This is a genomic window from Olivibacter jilunii (assembly GCF_900607235.1).
GTDB lineage: Bacteria > Bacteroidota > Bacteroidia > Sphingobacteriales > Sphingobacteriaceae > Olivibacter > Olivibacter oleidegradans.
This window is the reverse complement of the sequence record NZ_LR027859.1, coordinates 128,056-147,037: the sequence shown is the minus strand read 5'-3', so window position 1 is coordinate 147,037 and position 18,982 is coordinate 128,056. Positions and strand designations below refer to the sequence as shown.

13 protein-coding genes are annotated in these 18,982 nt (G+C 40.5%); 7 read left to right on the top strand and 6 right to left on the bottom strand.

Features of this window, described 5'->3' with window-relative positions:
- Positions 1-86: 86 nt before the first annotated feature.
- From E0E36_RS25810 to E0E36_RS25795, 4 genes are all read right to left on the bottom strand, one after another.
- Positions 87-1,880 carry an acyl-CoA dehydrogenase family protein gene (locus E0E36_RS25810; RefSeq protein WP_130858346.1) on the bottom strand — a complete coding sequence of 598 codons (1,794 nt, stop codon included), beginning with the start codon at positions 1,878-1,880 and terminating at the stop codon, positions 87-89.
- A gap of 62 nt (positions 1,881-1,942) precedes the next feature.
- Complete coding sequence (locus tag E0E36_RS25805; RefSeq protein WP_130858345.1) at positions 1,943-3,115, bottom strand: acetyl-CoA C-acyltransferase; 1,173 nt, start codon at positions 3,113-3,115, stop codon at positions 1,943-1,945.
- A 22-nt stretch (positions 3,116-3,137) separates the two neighbouring features.
- Positions 3,138-5,567, bottom strand: coding sequence for a 3-hydroxyacyl-CoA dehydrogenase/enoyl-CoA hydratase family protein (locus tag E0E36_RS25800; protein WP_130858344.1), 2,430 nt, complete (start codon positions 5,565-5,567; stop codon positions 3,138-3,140).
- 60 nt (positions 5,568-5,627) lie between these two features.
- Positions 5,628-6,065: a MarR family winged helix-turn-helix transcriptional regulator gene (locus E0E36_RS25795; RefSeq protein ID WP_013663350.1), complete on the bottom strand. Its 438-nt coding sequence runs from the start codon at positions 6,063-6,065 to the stop codon at positions 5,628-5,630.
- Positions 6,066-6,321: 256 nt separating this feature from the next.
- Here E0E36_RS25795 and E0E36_RS25790 point away from each other — a divergent pair, with 256 nt between their 5' ends.
- Positions 6,322-7,188: a cupin-like domain-containing protein gene (locus E0E36_RS25790; protein ID WP_013663352.1), complete on the top strand. Its 867-nt coding sequence runs from the start codon at positions 6,322-6,324 to the stop codon at positions 7,186-7,188.
- Positions 7,189-7,215: 27 nt separating this feature from the next.
- On the opposite strand, the gene E0E36_RS25785 is transcribed toward E0E36_RS25790, so the two are convergent.
- On the bottom strand, positions 7,216-9,009 hold the full coding sequence (locus E0E36_RS25785; protein ID WP_130858343.1) for an AMP-dependent synthetase/ligase: 1,794 nt from the start codon (positions 9,007-9,009) through the stop codon (positions 7,216-7,218).
- A 268-nt stretch (positions 9,010-9,277) separates the two neighbouring features.
- On the opposite strand from E0E36_RS25785, the gene E0E36_RS25780 reads away from it, so the two are divergent.
- Positions 9,278-9,772 carry a hypothetical protein gene (locus tag E0E36_RS25780; RefSeq protein WP_013663354.1) on the top strand — a complete coding sequence of 165 codons (495 nt, stop codon included), beginning with the start codon at positions 9,278-9,280 and terminating at the stop codon, positions 9,770-9,772.
- A gap of 50 nt (positions 9,773-9,822) precedes the next feature.
- On the opposite strand, the gene E0E36_RS25775 is transcribed toward E0E36_RS25780, so the two are convergent.
- Positions 9,823-11,592, bottom strand: a complete 1,770-nt coding sequence (locus tag E0E36_RS25775) for a M61 family metallopeptidase (RefSeq protein WP_242627400.1) — start codon at positions 11,590-11,592, stop codon at positions 9,823-9,825.
- A gap of 268 nt (positions 11,593-11,860) precedes the next feature.
- On the opposite strand from E0E36_RS25775, the gene E0E36_RS25770 reads away from it, so the two are divergent.
- From E0E36_RS25770 to E0E36_RS25750, 5 genes are all read left to right on the top strand, one after another.
- Positions 11,861-12,919, top strand: coding sequence for an efflux RND transporter periplasmic adaptor subunit (locus E0E36_RS25770; protein ID WP_130858341.1), 1,059 nt, complete (start codon positions 11,861-11,863; stop codon positions 12,917-12,919).
- 3 nt (positions 12,920-12,922) lie between these two features.
- Entirely contained in the window at positions 12,923-16,039 is a 3,117-nt protein-coding gene (locus tag E0E36_RS25765) for an efflux RND transporter permease subunit (RefSeq protein ID WP_013663357.1), read from the top strand.
- Between the two features lie 13 nt (positions 16,040-16,052).
- Positions 16,053-17,360, top strand: a complete 1,308-nt coding sequence (locus E0E36_RS25760; RefSeq protein ID WP_013663358.1) for a TolC family protein — start codon at positions 16,053-16,055, stop codon at positions 17,358-17,360.
- A gap of 90 nt (positions 17,361-17,450) precedes the next feature.
- Positions 17,451-18,302 carry an N-acetylglucosamine kinase gene (locus E0E36_RS25755; protein ID WP_013663359.1) on the top strand — a complete coding sequence of 284 codons (852 nt, stop codon included), beginning with the start codon at positions 17,451-17,453 and terminating at the stop codon, positions 18,300-18,302.
- A 12-nt stretch (positions 18,303-18,314) separates the two neighbouring features.
- The gene (locus E0E36_RS25750) at positions 18,315-18,827 is read left to right on the top strand and encodes a glutathione peroxidase (RefSeq protein ID WP_130858340.1); all 513 of its coding nucleotides are present in this window, start codon (positions 18,315-18,317) and stop codon (positions 18,825-18,827) included.
- The last annotated feature ends 155 nt before the right edge of the window (positions 18,828-18,982 follow it).

Here is an 18,982-nt window from a genome sequence, read left to right as displayed (position 1 = left end):
CACTTTTCCAACATTAATGACCTTGATCAATACCTCATGGCAAAACTTCGATTTTGCCATGAGGTTTGACTTTGCTAATAATTTATCTAAAAACAATATCCGTTGGCATCAATAAGCAGCTTGGCCACTCGTTGCCTCGCCTCTTTAACATTAAATGGCTCTAGCTTTGTAAATCTTCGTAAGCCTGCCAACATCATTTTTAACTCATCGCCTTCTGCAAAAGAATTCAGTGCTTCTTTACCAGCCAAGTACACTTTGTCAACTGCATTGTATAAAAAGATCCGTGCCATTTCTATTTGTCCCGCCACTTCTTGCTCATTTTTGAAGTGTACTAATTTTTCCACCCTTAATAAAGTAGATTCAGCAAGATAAACGGTGCCGATAATATCGGCGATATTCATTAAGATCTCCTGTTCCTTTTGTAGCGTCATCATTAACTTCTGAACGGCAGCACCGGCAACTAATAGGCCCGCTTTCTTCAGATTCACAATAACTCTTTTTTCGTAAGCAAGCAAAACATCCTCAGGTTCTGAAAAGTCAGGTATAGCCATTAATTCTCCTGCCACCTCTTGTGCTGGCCCCATGAGATCAAGTTCACCTTTGAGCGCTCGCTTTAGTAACATATCAACAATGAGTAAACGGTTTACTTCGTTAGTTCCTTCAAATATTCTATTAATTCTCGAATCGCGATAAGACCTCTCCATTGGAGCGTCGGCTGAATAACCCATTCCACCATAAATTTGCACGCCTTCATCAACGATATAGTCGAGCATTTCTGAACCACAAACCTTAAGAATTGCACATTCAATAGCAAATTGTTCGGTCGACTTTAGTTTAGCTTTGGCGGGTTCCATACCGTCGGAAACAAGCGCTTCATAGGCATCATCAATATTCTGCCCTGCACGGTAAGCGGCACTTTCCACTGCGAAATTTCGAATTGCCATCTCCGCAAGTTTATACCGAATTGCACCGAATTTCGCAATTGGCAATTTAAACTGCACCCGTTCATTTGCATAGTTAATTGCTTGCGAGATAACCTTACGTGAAGAGCCGATAGCTGCTGCACCAAGTTTAATTCGCCCAATATTTAGAATATTGACCGCTATTTTAAATCCGTTTTCGCGTTCTGATAGCAGATTTTCTTTTGGGACAGGGCAATCATTAAAAAACACCTGTCTTGTTGAAGAACCTTTAATTCCCAGTTTATGTTCTTCGGGATTCATCGTAATACCCCCAAAGGCACGCTCTACAATAAACGCCGAAAGATTCTTATCATCATCAATCTTAGCAAATACGATAAATATATCGGCAAAACCACCGTTTGTAATCCACATCTTTTGACCGTTGATCAGATAGTGCGTTCCCTCATCATTTAATTTAGCGGTCGTGCGACCGCTATTAGCATCCGACCCTGCATTAGGCTCCGTTAAGCAATAAGCTGCTTTATACGCTCCTGTGGCTAGTTTTGGAATGTACTTTTGCTTTTGCTCGGTATTCCCGTAATAAAGGATAGGTAAAGTTCCTATACCGGTATGAGCAGAAAGTGCTACTGCAAAACTATGTCCGGCACCCACTGCATCTGTAACAAGCATAGACGTGTTGAAGTTCTTTCCAAAGCCCCCATATTCTTCCGGTATAGAAACACCTAACAAACCAAGTTCTCCTGCCTTATCAAGCAAGGTTTGCATTAGGCCTTCTTCTTGATTATCGATTCTTTCTAAATTTGGAGTAACCTCCGTCTGAAGAAAATCTTGGCAGGTTTTCTTGATCATCAGCTGTTCCTCATCAAACTCCTCAGGAATAAAAACGTCTTCGTAACGGGTCTCTTTAATAACGAATTCGCCACCTTTTATTGCTCTCTTTTTATCCACGGTTTCCATAATCTGTATTTTTAGTAATTGTTAGGCAATGGTCTTAAGTTCCACAACATAAAGCATAAACACTAAAGCATTTCGAAGATTCCTGCAGCCCCTTGCCCTGTTCCGACACACATCGTCACCATTCCGTATTTTTGCCTCCTTCTTTTTAGTTCGTTAAAAATTTGTACGCTTAATTTAGCTCCTGTACAACCTAATGGGTGTCCCAAAGCAACAGCTCCGCCATTTACATTAACTAAATCAGGATTTAAATTTAACTCGCGAATAACGGCCAGCGATTGGGAAGCAAAGGCCTCATTTAATTCAATAAGACTAAGATCATCCAAATTTAGTCCCGCTTGTTTCAGCGCTTTTGGTATAGCAAATATGGGACCTATTCCCATAATACGTGGTGGAACACCGGCTACGGCATAACTAACTAATCTGGCAATCGGTTGGCAATTTAATTGCTTTAGCTTTCTCTCTGATACAACCAATACAAACGCTGCACCATCTGACGTCTGGCTCGAGTTACCAGCTGTTACAAGTCCGTCCGCCGCAAAAACAGGCTTCAGTTTAGCCAGCGCTTCAAGGCTTGTATCAGCCCGGGGTCCTTCATCTGTATCCACTATATATTCTCTCGTACCGATCTTATTATCGCGAACAAAGTTTTCCATTACCGTAAAAGGCATAATTTCCTCTTTAAACAAACCCTTTGTAATCGCTGAAATTGCCTTTTGATGCGAATGATAAGAAAACGAATCCATATCTTCCCTGTTCACCTTATATTCTTTAGCGACCGCTTCGGCCGTCAAGCCCATATTCCAATACCAGTCGGGGTGTGTCTTTGCTACATCTGAATTTGGAACCACTTTCCACCCCCCCATAGGCATACCCGACATCACTTCAACACCGCCGGCAACAATTACATCTGCCATTCCTGCTTTTATTTTAGCCACAGCAGTTGCTATTGTCTCCAAACCTGATGCACAATATCTATTGACCGTAACGCCGGGAACCTTATCAGTATCGAGTGCCATCAAAGAAATGAGCCTTGCCATATTTAACCCTTGCTCTGCTTCAGGCGTAGCGTTTCCAACAATGACATCATCTATTTCTTCTTTATTAAGGTTAGGAACAGAATTGACCAGGTGTCTTATGACCGCCGCAGCCAAATCATCAGCACGTGTAAATCGGAAAGCGCCTTTTGGAGCCTTTCCTACAGCCGTTCTGTAACCCGCTATTATATATGCTTCCATATCTTCACTATTTTAAGATAACTTAGTTTCTGAGTGCTTTACCTTTAGTTAACATGTGCTGTATTCGTTCCAGTGTTTTCCTTTCCGCTGTCAGCTCCAAAAAGGCCTTTCTTTCAAGATCCAACAAGTATTGCTCGGAAACTTCCGTAGGTGCCGAGAGGTCTCCCCCACACAATACCCAGCCAAGCTTCTCTGATATTTTCTGATCATGTTCGCTAATATAATTTCCTGATTTCATTGAGTTTGCTCCAACGTACACGATGCCTAATCCCTGCTTTCCCAATACTTTAATATTGTTTCTCGGAATAGGCGCAGTATAGCCGGCTTCAGCCAGACCTAAAGCCTTTGCCTTTGCATCCGCAAGCAATCGGCTACGATTCATCGTAATGGCAAATTTACCTTGTTGGAGATAACCTAGTTCGTATGCCTCTATTCCGGAAGTACTTACTTTTGCTTGGCCGATGGTTAAAAAACGTTCCTTTAGCACATTTTGACTAATTTGATCTGCTTTATACTCATCTGAAGCCCTTAAGGCAAATTCTTTCGAGCCACCACCACCCGGTATCACCCCAACCCCAAATTCAACGAGTCCCATATAAGTTTCCGCATGGAGCTGCACGAAATCAGCATGCATAGCAAATTCACACCCTCCTCCCAAGGTCAGATTAAATGGAGCAACTACGACGGGTATATTCGAGTAACGCAAGCGCATGGCCGTATTCTGAAATAACTTAACGGCCATATTTAACTCATCGTAATCCTGCTCTACGGCCATCATAAAAATCATCCCGATATTGGCTCCGGCAGAGAAGTTGGCTCCGTCGTTCCCGATAACCAAGCCCTTATATTCTTTTTCGGCCATATCAATTGCTTTGTTAATGCCTTGAATCACATCTCCACCGATCGTATTCATCTTCGTATGGATCTCTGCATTAAGTATCCCGTCACCTAGGTCGATGATTGATACGCCACTATTTTTCCATAAGGTCTTCGTTTTTCGGAGATCGTCTAAGTTGATAAAATCAGCTATACCAGGGATTTCTTTATAGTCTTTGCTCTGAATATCATAAAATAATCTTTTCCCGTTTTCGACCTTATAAAAGCTTTTATGCCCGGATTGCAACATTTCCAATACCCACGATGCGACTTCGCCCGTTTGCCCTGGAATCCGCTTTTCTTCTTGCTTTATTTTTTCTAATGTTTCCTCAACACCTAGCGCATCCCATACTTGAAAGGGTCCTAATTCCCAACCAAAGCCCGCGCGCATCGCATCGTCAATTCGATAAAACTCTTCACTTATCTCCGGAATACGTTTAGATACATATTCAAACAGTGGATAATGCATGGCGCGAAATAATTCCGCTGCTTTATCATTTCCCTGTTCATAAACTTTCATTCGTTTCGCCAGGTCATCAATCTTTTTGGTTTCCTCTAATGTTACCGATTTTATCTTTTCCTGCTTTCGATAAGACATGGTGCCCAAGTCAAGCACCAGGATTTCACTATTTCCCTTCTCATCTTTTACTTTCTTATAAAAGCCTTGTTTAGTTTTTTCACCCAGCCACTTTCTTTCAGCCATGTTGTCAATATAGCTCGGCAAAACGAAAATATCCCGCGCTTCATCTTCAGGAACATTTTCGTATAGGCCTTTTGCAACATTCACCATCGTATCCAACCCGACAACATCCGAGGTCCTAAAAGTGGCAGATTTGGGGTGTCCCATAGCAGGACCTGTATATTTATCTACTTCTTCTAGGGTGAGATCTAGCTTCTTAACCAAATGTGTGACGGCCAACATTGAGTATACACCAATCCTATTTCCAATAAATGCGGGAGTGTCTTTGCACAACACAGTTGTTTTGCCTAGAAATTTATCTCCATAATGCATTAAAAACTCGATAATCGCAGGTTCCGTTTCGCGTGATGGGATGATTTCCAACAACCTCAGATAACGAGGTGGGTTAAAGAAATGAGTACCACAAAAGTGTTTTTTGAAATCTTCACTTCGTCCCTCAATCATTAGATGCATAGGAATACCAGAGGTATTACTACTAACAAGCGTCCCTGGTTTTCGATATTGTTCTATCTGCGTGAAAATCTGTCGCTTAATATCCAAACGCTCTACAACCACCTCTATAATCCAATCGACATGCGCTATATCAGCCATATTATCTGTAAAGTTACCTGTTGTGATACGCTGAACATATTGCTTGCTATATATAGGCGATGGGTTTGTCTTTAATGCGGTTTCTAATGATTGACTAACGATACGGTTTCTAACCTGTCGGCTTTCCAAAGTTAGACCTTTGGCCTGTTCGTCAGGGGAAAGCTCCGTCGGAGCGATATCCAATAATAAAACAGAAACACCTATATTGGCGAAATGACAGGCAATACGAGACCCCATTACCCCTGAACCCAATACGGCTACCTTCTTTATACTTTTATTGATCATAACTAAGAGGCTTTTGATAAAACATAGTGACAATAGCTTTTTTCAAGCTTTTTATTCAGCTTACCCTTCTTTCGGAACATATTTAACAGCCAATTCATTTAATCGTTTCAATGTATCTATAAGTTTTTGTCGCTCACTATCTTTAATTAAGCTGTCCAGGTAACTATTAAATTCCCTTACAATATTTTTTGCAATCTCTCGCCTTTTCTGTCCTTCCTCCGTTAAAAAAACACGTACCGAACGCTTATCCTGTGCGTCGGCTCTTCTATAAATTAGCCCTTGTTGTTCCATTCCGCTTAACATACGCGATAAACTTGTTGATTTAACACCTAATAATCCGGCTATTTGCGTAACGGGTGTCCCGTCTTTTCTGATATTGATCAAAACATATCCTGTTGCCTGTGTAATGCCGTGTTTCGATGCTAATTGATTGTATTTACTAGCAATTGACTGCCAGGTAATCTTTAAGTAATAATCAATGGTATTCTCTTGGCTCATTTTTTATTATGCTTGCATAGCAAATCTAATCTATAATTCCATAAGAAACAAGAACTTTATAAAGTTTTCAGTTAATTGAGGATTTTCGAAGCAATTTGGCTTCCACACTGTCTTTATCATTCAATTCTAAGATCATATCGTCTCTTAAGAGCGATTTTGGCATTTCTCTTGTATATAATTTATCTAAATAAAAAGCATACTACATATGCAAAAGAATTTATAAGTTTGCAGTTACACGTGTCATAACCTATAAGAAGTGCAACTAAAGAAGACAGATAGGCGATCAGGGTTGAGCTCAAAAGAGTTCCTTGACCAATATTTTAACAAAGGGGTTCCGGTTATCTTGGAAGATTTCGTCAGTAAAGATAGTCCTGCATTCAGTAAATGGAACTACGACTACTTCAAGGAGATTGCAGGCGATCATGTTATTGAACTATATGGCAAAGAGGACACTTCAAACGATCGGGCGAAAAGTGCTCCGGTGACGAAGATGAAATTCTCCGAATATCTGGATTTGATCGAACGTGAACCAACGGACCTGCGTATATTTTTGTTTAATTTGATAAAACTAAAACCTGAACTAAATAATGATATAATATACAATGATTTAACGGGTGGCAAGGTTCTTAAATGGCTTCCCTTTTTATTTTTCGGCGGAGAAGGCTCGAGCACACGGAATCATTTTGATATCGATATGTCACATGTGTTCATTACACAATACAAAGGTATCAAGCGAATCTGGCTTTTTCCTTTGGACCAGTCGGATTTGATGTACAAACTTCCTTATAATTTTCATAGTATTGCCAACTTAAAAAATCCCGACTACGCTAAATACCCAGCGCTTAAATACTTAAACGGCTATGAAGCGGAAATCCATCCTGGTGAAACCTTGTTGATGCCTTCCGGCTATTGGCACTACATACAGTATGTGACAGAAGGCTATTCCATCAGTGTTCGGGCATTGCCTTCAAAAAGAATGGACAAGTGGCGCGGTTTCAGAAACCTGGTGATCACACGTCATTTCGACAATACGATGCGGAAAATCTTCAAGGACAGGTGGTATCAGTACAAGATCGCTATAGCGACTTCACGGGCAAACAGAGCGATTAAAAAGATTAAATAGAGGATTATAATTTCCTCTATTTAGCTGCTATGGATGTTGTTCCCTTGGTTTCTGATCATGTTCATCGCTATAAATATGATCAATCAGTTCTTTGGTTCGCTCTAATATCACTTTTCGTTTCAGGCTTAATTTCGGTGTCAGCTCACCACCATCAATCGTCCATTCATTTGGTAGCAGAACAAATTTCTTAACCTGTTCCCAATGCCCAAAACTTTCATTAGTTTTATCAAGGACATGTTGATATTTTTCTATAACCTTGGGATCTTTTATCAGATCTTCCTTCGTACTTCCGGAAATTCCATTTTTGCCTGCCCACTTTTTTAATTCCTCAAACGCAGGAACGATGAGCGCGGCAGGAAAACGTTTTCCTTCTCCAATCACCATAATTTGTGCAATCAATGTCGATTCCATAAATTTATTCTCTATTATCTGAGGAGCGACATACTTACCACCTGCCGTTTTAAACATTTCCTTTTTACGATCTGTTATTCGCAAAAAGCCCTCTGTTGTCAACTCACCAATGTCGCCGGTTTTAAAGTACCCATCTTCATCGAAAGCCTCTCGTGTAGCCTCATCATTTTTATAATAGCCCTTCGTCACATTTGGCCCTTTACACAGAATCTCTCCATCACTAGCTATTTTTACCTTCACTGATTTTAACAAAGGACCTACAGTTCCAAACCCCAATCCATTTCTCTCAAAATTATTTACTGCTATAACCGGTGAAGTTTCCGTTAAACCGTAACCTTCCAACACCGGGATACCTGCGGCCCAAAATACTCGTGCCAAACGCTCTTGTAAAGCAGCACCTCCACTGATAATGCCCACAATATTACCTCCAAGAGCCATCTGCCACTTTTTGAAGATAAGCTTTCTAGCTATTGCCAACTTAATCTTGTAGAAAAACGAATTCTTACGGGGTTCTTTAAATTTCAAGCCCAAGTCTAAAGCCCAGAAGAACAGCGCATGTTTAATCCCGGTAAGTGCCTTTCCTTTATCCACAATCTTGTCGTAAACCTTTTCCAATACCCGGGGCACTGTTGTAAAGCCATTCGGCTTCACGTCATTGATGTCGGCAACAATGGTATCCATATTTTCCGCATAATAAACACTTATCCCTTTATAAAAGTATAGGTAAACGACCATCCTCTCAAAGATATGGCATAGAGGCAAAAAGCTAATGGCTGTCTTATAATTCTCCGGAAGCAAATGGGCACAATCGGTGAAATTACTTACCAAATTTTTGTGTGATAAAAACACGCCTTTAGGACTACCGGTAGTTCCCGAGGTATAAATGAGCGTCAATAAATCATCTTCATGAATATCATTTCGGTAAACGTCGAGATCAACGGTGGTGAGCGATGCCCCAATCTCTTCAATTTCCTTCCAATATTTCTCCCCCTCTACTTTATCAAAAGTATATAATGGAATATCCAGATTGTGTAAGGTAAGTGCAGTCTTCAATTTTTTAGCTAAATCCGAGGTGCCTACAAAGGCCATTTTCACTTCTGCGTTTTCGGTAATATAATTTAGGTCGTGATCCGATAAGGTTGGGTACAACGGAACTACCGCAGCACCTATTTGGTTGATCGCAAAGTCGGTAAAGTTCCATTCCGGTCGGTTAGCTGACATAATGGCAAGCTTATCTCCTTTTTTTATGCCTAAATTGAGCAAGCCTTTACTAAGGTTATCAACAATCTGAAGAAAATGATCGGTTTCATAACACATCCATTTTCCTCCCTCCTTCCCCGCTACAACCGTTTTTTGTCCAAAGGAAGACTTATAATTAGATAACAAATCAAAAACGCGCGAAAGTGCCATAAGTTTACGTATTAATTTATGAATCGGTTTATTCAGCGTCCATTAAAGATAGCAAAATTTATCGGCTCTGTATCATTTTAAGCTAAGAAAAAATTGAAGCAGAACAAGTAAAACGGCAAATATATGCTATGTATACATAATAAAAAGACATTTACATTTTGTCTCTTGAACAATAAAATCAATCAAAAATTGTTTTTGTAACAAGTTAGCGTAACTTTGGCGCTTAAAACTGACGACTTACTGTTAACATTTATTTAAGATTAATTCTATGAAAAAATTGCTTTTTATTGCATGGGGTGTGGTTTCTCTTTTGTTCATATCCGTTAAATCACAAGCGCAAGCCACAGACGGTTACGAATATAAAAGTGCAATCGGAGGTCGCTTTGGTGTCGCCAATGGAGTGACTTTTAAAACTTTTCTACAAGGCCAAAATGCATTGGATGTGATTCTGAACTTCCGCTCCAATAGTAAATCATCCACCTTCAAGCTGGTAGGTTTATACGAAATCCATAATGACTTTGAAGGTGCTCCCGGTCTACGGTGGTATTATGGTGCCGGTGCTGGTATCGGAACTTATAAAAATAAAGAGACAGATAATAGCGGCGCTGCTTTCAGTATTGACGGCGTCCTAGGTTTAGATTATAAAATTGATGGCGCGCCGATTAACCTTTCTTTGGATTGGAAACCGGAAATGCGTTTTGCTCCCGACAATACCGGTTTAGACTTTGCCGGTTTCGGCCTTTCCATTCGCTTCGCTTTTTAAACAATCGAAAAAGAGGGAAGCAATCGTCCTTCCCTCTCTTAAACAACTATTTATTGCTCAGCCAACCACTTCTCTCTTAGTTGCTGTTGTTCAGCAGTCACATTTTCAGCTGGCATGAATGCATATTTTCCTGTTTTACTTGCCTGCACTTTTACAGCTAATTCTTGAATAATGCCATCACGGGAAACAAGCATTTTTACAACGTCCCCGATTCTACTGGCTTGAACTACTCGTTCTAACTCTTTTCCGGTTGCGTCTATGCGATAGCCGTTAATTGCAATTAGCTCATCCTTCACGTTAATGCCTCCGTCCCATGCTCCTCCACCACGTATTACATTCTGAACCAACAATTTATTATCTGTTGTTGAAGTCTTAATGCCTAGATCCGGCGTTTCGTAGCCGGCGTTTAAGTCGACAAGCTCCAATCCGACAAACTGCAAATATTTATTATAGTCAGGCGAACCGGCGGTATTAACCAAATGATAAATATCATCTAAAGAAGTTCCTGCTACTTTTTCAGCTAAGTCTTTGAAGGCTGCATCAGAATAGCCTTTGCCCTGTTTTTTATAAAATTCGTTATAAGCCTCTCGCATGACGTCATCCAGACCTTTTTGCCCTTTGGTAGAATGCAATATTTTCAGGTCCATCATCATCGCAATCAAAGCTCCTTTATTATAGTAGGAGACGATACTGTTCAATGAATTCTCATCCTGGCGATAATATTTGATCCAAGCATCAAAGCTTGATTCACTTAACGGTTGAACCTGGTTGCCTGGTCGGTTTTCGACGGCTGTTACGTCTGTCGCCAACATCTGTAAATAACTGTCTTCTGTATGAAAACCAGCGCGTCGCACTAATAAATTATCATAATAAGCGGTAAAACCTTCTCCTATCCAAAGGTTAGTAGTATAATTCTCCTGATCATAGTTAAACGGCCCCAAAGCTTCCGGGCGTAATCTTTTAATGTTCCATAAGTGGAAATATTCGTGTGCAACTAAACTGAGAAAAGATTTATATCCGCTTTCACTGTTATAGTTAAACCGACTTGCACCGAGTACAGTAGAATTAAGGTGCTCCAATCCACCACCTCCTGAATGGTAGTTATGAACAATAAATACATATTTTTTATTCGGGTTCTCCCCAAAAATGGCGGTAGCAGATTCCACGATCTTAGCCATATCTTTAGCCAACCTCACCTTGTCGTAATTACCGCCGCTAACCATTGCAACCTCATGCGGAATTCCGGCCGCAGTAAACTCGAACACATCTTGGTTTCCTACTTCTATCGGTGCATCAAATAAAATATCAAAATCAGCTGCGAAATATGTATTGACTTCGCCTTCTTTTTCCATCAATCCTGTTGAAATCTTGTTCCACGATTTGTGAGGTATGATTTTCACCTCTGCAGGCCGATTTATTTGATTATCTACATACATAAAGATACCCGTCGGCGATAAAAAAGCATGCGAAGCATCAATAAAACTAGTGCGCACCGATACTTCAAACGCATAAACACGATAACTCACCATAATCTTTCCGGCGCCTTTGCTTGAAACCCTCCAGGTATTCTTGCTTACTTTTCGACTGGTCAGCGGCCTCCCATTGGCATCTTTGGCATGGAACCCTTCTACATTCTTCGAAAATTCTCTCACTAAATAAGAGCCCGGTGCCCAAACAGGCATTTTTACGTCCACGTAATCTTCTTTAACGCGATCAATTTCCATGGTAATTTCCGCGTAATGGGCCTGAGGCTCTTTAAAAGACACTTCAAAACGAATAGGGTTAAGTGCCAGCGCTTCGGCAGATAAGGTTGTTATCATGATAGTTAAAAAGCTAAAAAGTTTAATAAATATATTGTTCATGCGTGAAAGAATTAAACTGCAAAGGTAGCAATTTACAGCAGCATCACTGCACCTATTTGTCCTCTTCCATTGGGAGGGCGATTTTAACATCAATAATGTTGCAAAACTGTATGGCAAATAATAATTAACTTTATGCCTTGTAACGCTTGGCAGAATCCGTCAGATCAACTTTTGTGAGCTAACATCTAATATAAAAGAGAACTAAAACGCAGTCAATTTTTTCTGAATGAAGAGAAAGTACATTTACTTAATCATTATTGTAGGTATTATCGCTTTCGTTGCCTACAAGTTTTCCAGTGAAAAAGGAGGTAAAATTGCCCCACCTAGTGAAAGTCCAAAAGGTGCTCCCATTGAAGTAAATGGGATTGTGGTATCACCGAAAGATTTTGAGAATATTTTAACGGTATCGGGTAGCGTTGAACCAAACGAGCAAGTTCAAATTCGGAGCGAGGTTTCAGGTATTATACGAAATCTTTACTTCCATGAAGGATCTTTTGTAACAAAAGGACAAATTCTGTTTAACATTGACGACACAGAATTACAAGCTCAATTATTGCAACGTCAAACCGAAGAAAAACTTGCGGAAGAGAACGCTCGCCGAGCCTCCCTCTTGTTAGAAAAGGAGGCGATCAGCACGCAAGAAAAGGATGTGGCACTCGCAGATTTACAATCAGCTCAGGCGCAAACACAATTAATAAAAGCGCAGATAGCGAAAACAAAGGTAAGGGCACCTTTCAGTGGAAAAATAGGTCTTCGCTCGGTATCGGCAGGAGAATATTTGACACCCACTACGATTGTCGCAAATTTAATGAGTACCAACCCGGTAAAAATTTTATTTTCGGTTCCTGAAAAATATACAGCACAAATAAAAGAAGGGCTGCCTTTAAACTTTACGATAAGCGGCTCGTCAAAACAGTATGGCGCAAAAATATATGCCATCGAACCTGGAATTGATGCACAGACAAGGACAATACAAATTAGAGCTTTAGCTGCCAACGATTCAGGCGAGTTATTTCCAGGTTCTTTCGCCAGGGTGCAACTACCCATCAATATGGTAAAAGAAGCCGTTTTAATCCCCACGGAAGCCGTTATCCCGGTACAAGGAGGCAAACAAGTTTTTGTATGCAAGGGAGGCAAGGCGAGCGCGGTGGACATTGAAAGCGATAGCAGAACAAGCACAGATATCCTCGTGAACAAGGGTATTTCTATCGGTGATACCGTGCTCACTTCGGGTGTCATGGCCTTAAAAAACGGGATGAATGTGCATGTTAACTTAAAAAATTAAGCCATGAGTCTTTCAACCACCAGTATAAAACGTCCAGTTCTGACGATCGTCATGAACCTAATCTTGATTCTTTTTGGGATTATTGGTTACACCTTTTTAGGTATACGAGAATTCCCCTCTATCGACCCCCCTATCGTTTCGGTCCGTACCAATTATGCCGGGGCAAACCCCGACATCATCGAATCACAAATTACGGAACCCCTGGAAAAGTCGATCAATCAAATAGATGGTATTCGCAATATTTCATCGTCCAGCAATCAAGGTTCAAGTAATATTAACATAGAATTTGTTCTTGGTAAAAATTTAGAAGAAGCAGCAAACGACGTAAGAGACAAAGTCTCACAAGCACTCAGAAGCCTGCCACAAGATATAGACGCACCTCCGGTTGTTTCAAAGGCAGATGCTGATTCGGAACCCATACTTACTTTGACTGTAAGAAGTGACACGCGCGATCCATTAGACCTAAATGACATCGCAGAAAATGTCATTGCACAACGATTACAAACCCTTCCCGGCGTGAGTACCGTTCAAATTTGGGGACAACAACGTTACGCTATGCGTCTATGGATTGAGCCAATGCGTTTAGCCGCTTACGGTTTAACTCCCCTAGATGTCCGAAACGCATTGACGCTACAAAACGTCGAATTGCCATCCGGAAAGATTACGGGAGCCAATACAGAGCTTACTGTTAAAACAGCGGGAAACCTTGTAACCGAAGAAGATTTTAATAGATTGATCATTAAAACCGATGGTAATCGGATTATACGTTTTAGCGATGTTGGACGTGCCGTATTGGGACCTGAAAATATTGAAACGAAGATGACGGAATCAGGTATTCCAATGGTGGGGCTAGCTGTGATTCCTCAACCCGGAACTAATTATATCGAAATTGCAGAAGCATTCTACAAAAGAATTGAACAAATAAAGAACGAAATTCCTACCGATATTATACTAGACGTCGCATTGGACAACACGCTGTTCATCAAAAAATCCGTTACGGAAGTGGCCGAAACGATTGCTATAGCCCTGGTATTGGTTATATTGATCATATTTTTGTTCTTCCGAAACTGGGGGATCGCCTTCAGGCCGTTAATCGATATCCCTGTATCTTTAATTGCCACCTTCTTTATTATGTACCTTTTTGGTTTTTCCATTAATGTATTAACACTTCTCGCCATTGTATTGGCAACCGGACTTGTTGTGGACGACGGAATCGTTGTAACCGAAAATATTTACAAAAAGGTGGAAGAAGGTATGTCACCGATGCAGGCTGCCATCAAAGGATCAAATGAAATTTTCTTTGCTGTCATCTCCATTTCGATAACCTTAGCAGCGGTTTTCTTACCCGTTATGTTTCTGGAAGGATTTGTAGGACGGCTTTTTCGTGAATTTGGTGTCGTTATTGCGTCGGCGGTACTCATTTCTGCCTTTGTCTCGCTGACATTAACGCCAATGCTGAATGCTTACCTAATGAAGAAGGGCGGCACCAAGCACTCTCGGTTTTATGAACTCACCGAACCCTATTTTGTAAAAATGACTACTGGTTATGGTAAATCATTGACTCATTTCCTACAGCATAAATGGCTTAGCTTTCCTATCCTTTTCATCTGTTTTGGATTGATTGCCTTCTTTTGGACACATATCAAAAAAGAAACGGCTCCATATGAAGACCGGAGTCTGATTCGCGTCAATGTAACAGCTCCAGAAGGAAGTTCCTATGATTACATGGACCGTTTTATGACCGAACTTACACAGCTCGTTAATGACTCCATTCCTGAAAAATCTGTTAATTTGGTCATGACATCACCGGGATTCGGTTCATCTTCAATTAACAGCGGGAGAATGCGCATGACCCTAGTAGCTCCGGAAGACCGGGTACGTTCACAGGCAGAAATTGCAGAGGCATTAACTAAACAAACGAGAAAATATACCGAAGCCCGGACCTTCGTCACGCAAACGCCGACAATCTCGGTAAATAGACGAGGCGGGCTACCTGTACAATATATTATACAAGCACCAACATTCGACAAGCTCCGTGAAAAAATACCGGAATTTATGGACGAAGCGAACAATGATCCGACGTTTTCTGTGGTTGACATTGACCTTAAGTTCAATAAACCGGAACTCAATATAAGCATCGATCGCGACAAAGCCCAAAGTTTAGGCGTATCGGTACTCGACGTTGCTCAAACCCTGCAGCTCTCGCTAAGCGGCCAACGCTTTGCCTATTTTATCATGAATGGCAAACAATATCAAGTAATCGGTCAATTTGACGATGTAGACAGAAGTTCTCCTTTGGATTTAGCCGCTATATTTGTTCGAAGCAATACAGGGCAATTGATTCAATTGGACAACGTTGTAACGATCGAAGAACGTTCTAGCCCACCTCAATTATATCATAATAACCGGTTTATGTCGGCTACCGTATCGGCAGGATTAGCACCCGGCGTAAGTCTCGGCGAAGGTATTGATGCAATGGACAGAATTGCAGCCAAAGTACTTGACGACAGCTTTTCTACAGATTTAGGCGGTGAATCACGCGACTTTAGGGAAAGTGGGTCGAATACCTTATTCGCATTCGGGCTCGCTTTATTATTAGTATATTTAATATTGGCGGCGCAATTTGAGAGTTTTCTCGATCCATTTATCATTATACTTACCGTTCCTATGGCTGTGGCCGGTGCACTGTTATCCTTATGGGTGGTTGGAGAAAGTTGGAATGTATTCAGTCAGATCGGCACTATTATGTTGATCGGTTTAGTCACTAAAAATGGTATTCTGATAGTTGAATTTGCCAATCAACTTAAAGAAGAAGGCAAGACCGTTAAAGAGGCTATCTTAGAAGCGTCCGAGGCTCGGTTACGACCGATATTGATGACAAGCTTTGCAATCGCATTGGGAGCTCTTCCCATTGCATTGGCCCTTGGTGCAGCTGCAACAAGCAGAATAGGCATGGGAGTTGTAATTGTAGGCGGAACGATTTTCTCATTGATCCTAACCTTATTTGTCATCCCTGCCATTTACTCGTTATGGTCAAGAGAGTATAAACCGAATTTGGATTTGAAAGAAGCAGAAGAAGTAGAAAGACAGGAACTAAAAGCCGCTCAGGCAATGCTATAATAGCTAATCGTTTATGAAAAAATTATTGTATATTTTTTTACCGATATATATTTTGCCCTTTATTGCCTTTGCACAAGAGATATTGAATTTGGAAGATGCTGTCGCTATTGCCCTTAAACAAAACTATGACATCAGGCTTGTTAGCAATGATGTTGCTATTGCAAAGAACAATGCAAATTTGGCCAATGCCGGCATGTTGCCAAGTGTTACGGGCGATGCTTCTGCATCCGCTGCTACACAGAACACGACACAAACACTATTAAGCGGTGAAACCCGATCGTTAAAAGGGGCACGGAACACATCCATGGCTTATGGTGCAAATCTGGATTGGACTGTTTTTGATGGGTTTCAAATGTTTGCGCGTTACGATCAATTGAAAGAATTACAGAAGCTAGGTGATGCGAATTTAAAACAGGCAATTTTATCCACCGTTTTTAACGTCGTTAGCGAATATTTTAACCTGGTACAACAAAAACAACAACTTACCGCCTTACGAACAGCACTAGACCTTTCAAAATATCGCCTAGAAATGGCTGAGAATCGATATCAGATTGGAAGAGCCTCTAAATTAGAGGTTTTAGCCTCCAAAGTCGACTTAAATACCGATACCACAAATCTTATGCGTCAAAATGTGCTTTTCAGCAACACAAAAATCAGATTGAACGAAATCTTAGCTCGCGATGTCAATACGCTTTTTGACGTAACGGACAGTATCAGTATAGAAGACAATCTTAAATATGATAACTTATTAAATCTCGCACTCCAACATAATCCGGCTTTGCAAGCAGCTTTAATTAATCGAAGGATAGCACAGCTTGAATTGAAAGAAGTAAAAGGTCAGCGTTATCCCACAATAGACATAAATTCCGCGTATACACGAACACGAACTACGGCTGAATTAGGCTTTGCGACGAAAAATCAGGGCAATGGATTTAGTTACGGCGTGTCAGCATCAATGAATATATTCAATGGGTTTTTACAGAAAAGGAATGAGAGGAATGCAGCATTGGCCATTGAAAATGCGAGCATTAACCTGGAGAAAACGAATCAAGCACTTCTTTCACAGCTTTCATCTGCCTATCAGACTTATCTCGTTAATCTAGAATTAGTTGATCGAGAACAAGGAAATCAAATGGTTGCTAAGCAAAATATGGATATAACGCTCGAAAAATATCGTCTAGGAAGCATTACACCCTTAGAGTTTCGCGAAGCCCAAAGAAACTATGTTGATGCAAGCGTTCGATTCAGCAATGCTCAATATGAAGCAAAAATGGCAGAAATTGGTCTAAAACAGATTGCTGGGTCACTCACGCTCAATTAATGTGCTTTAGACACTTTATAAATGGTTATTCCAGTATTTTAGTATATTTGTATCTAAAACGTTAACACATAAAGCCTACCAAATTTTACTATGATATTGGTTGTAGATAGCGGATCGTATAAATCTGACTGGATGCTTGCACTTCCAAACAGCGAACCTTTAACTTTCAGAACAAGAGGATTAAATCCCTTTTTTACCACGGAGAAGGAAATCGTAAAGATTGTGCAGAATATCACAGATATAGCACCCTATGCAGATCTTATTTCAGAAGTCTATTTTTTTGGATCGGGCTGCACAAATCCCGACCGTCGGGAAATGGTATCAAATGCTCTTTCTCAAATCTTCAAAAAGGCTTTTATTTCAGTAGAAACCGACCTTATCGGCTCCGCTTATGCTACCTGTGGAAATGATAGTGGTTATACCGCAGTACTTGGAACGGGGTCAAATGTTACCTTTTTTGATGGTGAACAGGTACAACCAACAAGGCAAGGACTGGGTTTTATACTAGGTGATGAAGGTTCCGGCGCTTGGTTCGGAAAAAAATTGATAACAGCTTTTCTCTATGGTGCTTTACCCGAAGAGCTCTCCAGGAAATTTGAAAGTACTTACCGGATCAATAAAGAAATGGTTATCAAAAACGTTTATCAAAGGAATTCTCCAAACACCTATCTCGCCTCCTTTGCGCCTTTCATGGAAAGCAATCAAACGCACCCATATATTATGGGTCTATTGCACCGTGGCTTTGAGGAATTTGTAAAAACAAACATTTTATTGTTCCCTGATTATCAAAATCATTTATTTCATTTTGTGGGATCTATCGCTTATTACTTCAGTGACCAACTAAGGATCGTATGCGAGCAATACGCCGTACAAATCGGCAAAATAATTAAACAGCCTATTGAAGAATTGTTTAACTTCGTTATCGAAAGAGAAACAGTTTAAATCAATAGAAACATGAAAACGCTGCTTTTAATTATGAGCATGTTTATGGCTCTCCCACCTGAAAATATTTATCAGTTTTCATTTACCTCCATCGACGGTAAAACAATTGATCTAAAAGATTTCAAAGGAAAAAAAATCTTTTTGGTTAACACCGCCTCTAAATGCGGCTTCACTCCCCAGTATAAAGAACTGGAGGAATTATCAAAAAGATTCAAAGACAAGGTTGTCGTGATCGGATTTCCTGCCAACAATTTCGGCTCACAGGAGCCTGGTTCTAATGACGACATAAAGTCGTTTTGTGAACAAAATTATGGCGTGACTTTTTTACTCGCAGAAAAAAGCAGTGTGAAAGGCGACGATATTAACCCTATTTTTGATTATTTAACAAAAGCGGAGAATCCGGATTTTACAGGCGACATCAAATGGAACTTTGAGAAGTTCTTAATTGACGAAAACGGCCACTTGATACATCGTTATCGTTCCGCCACCAAGCCGCTATCAACTGAAATCACTTCTCAACTTTGAGTATATATTAAAATTGAAATAAAAAGCCTTGATGATGGGCATCAAGGCTTTTACTTAACCAATTATAAACCTAAATTATGAAAAGACTACTTTAATACTGCATGACAGCAGTCAAAACACTTACCACAAAGTCCATGCCAATAAAAAAAATGAGC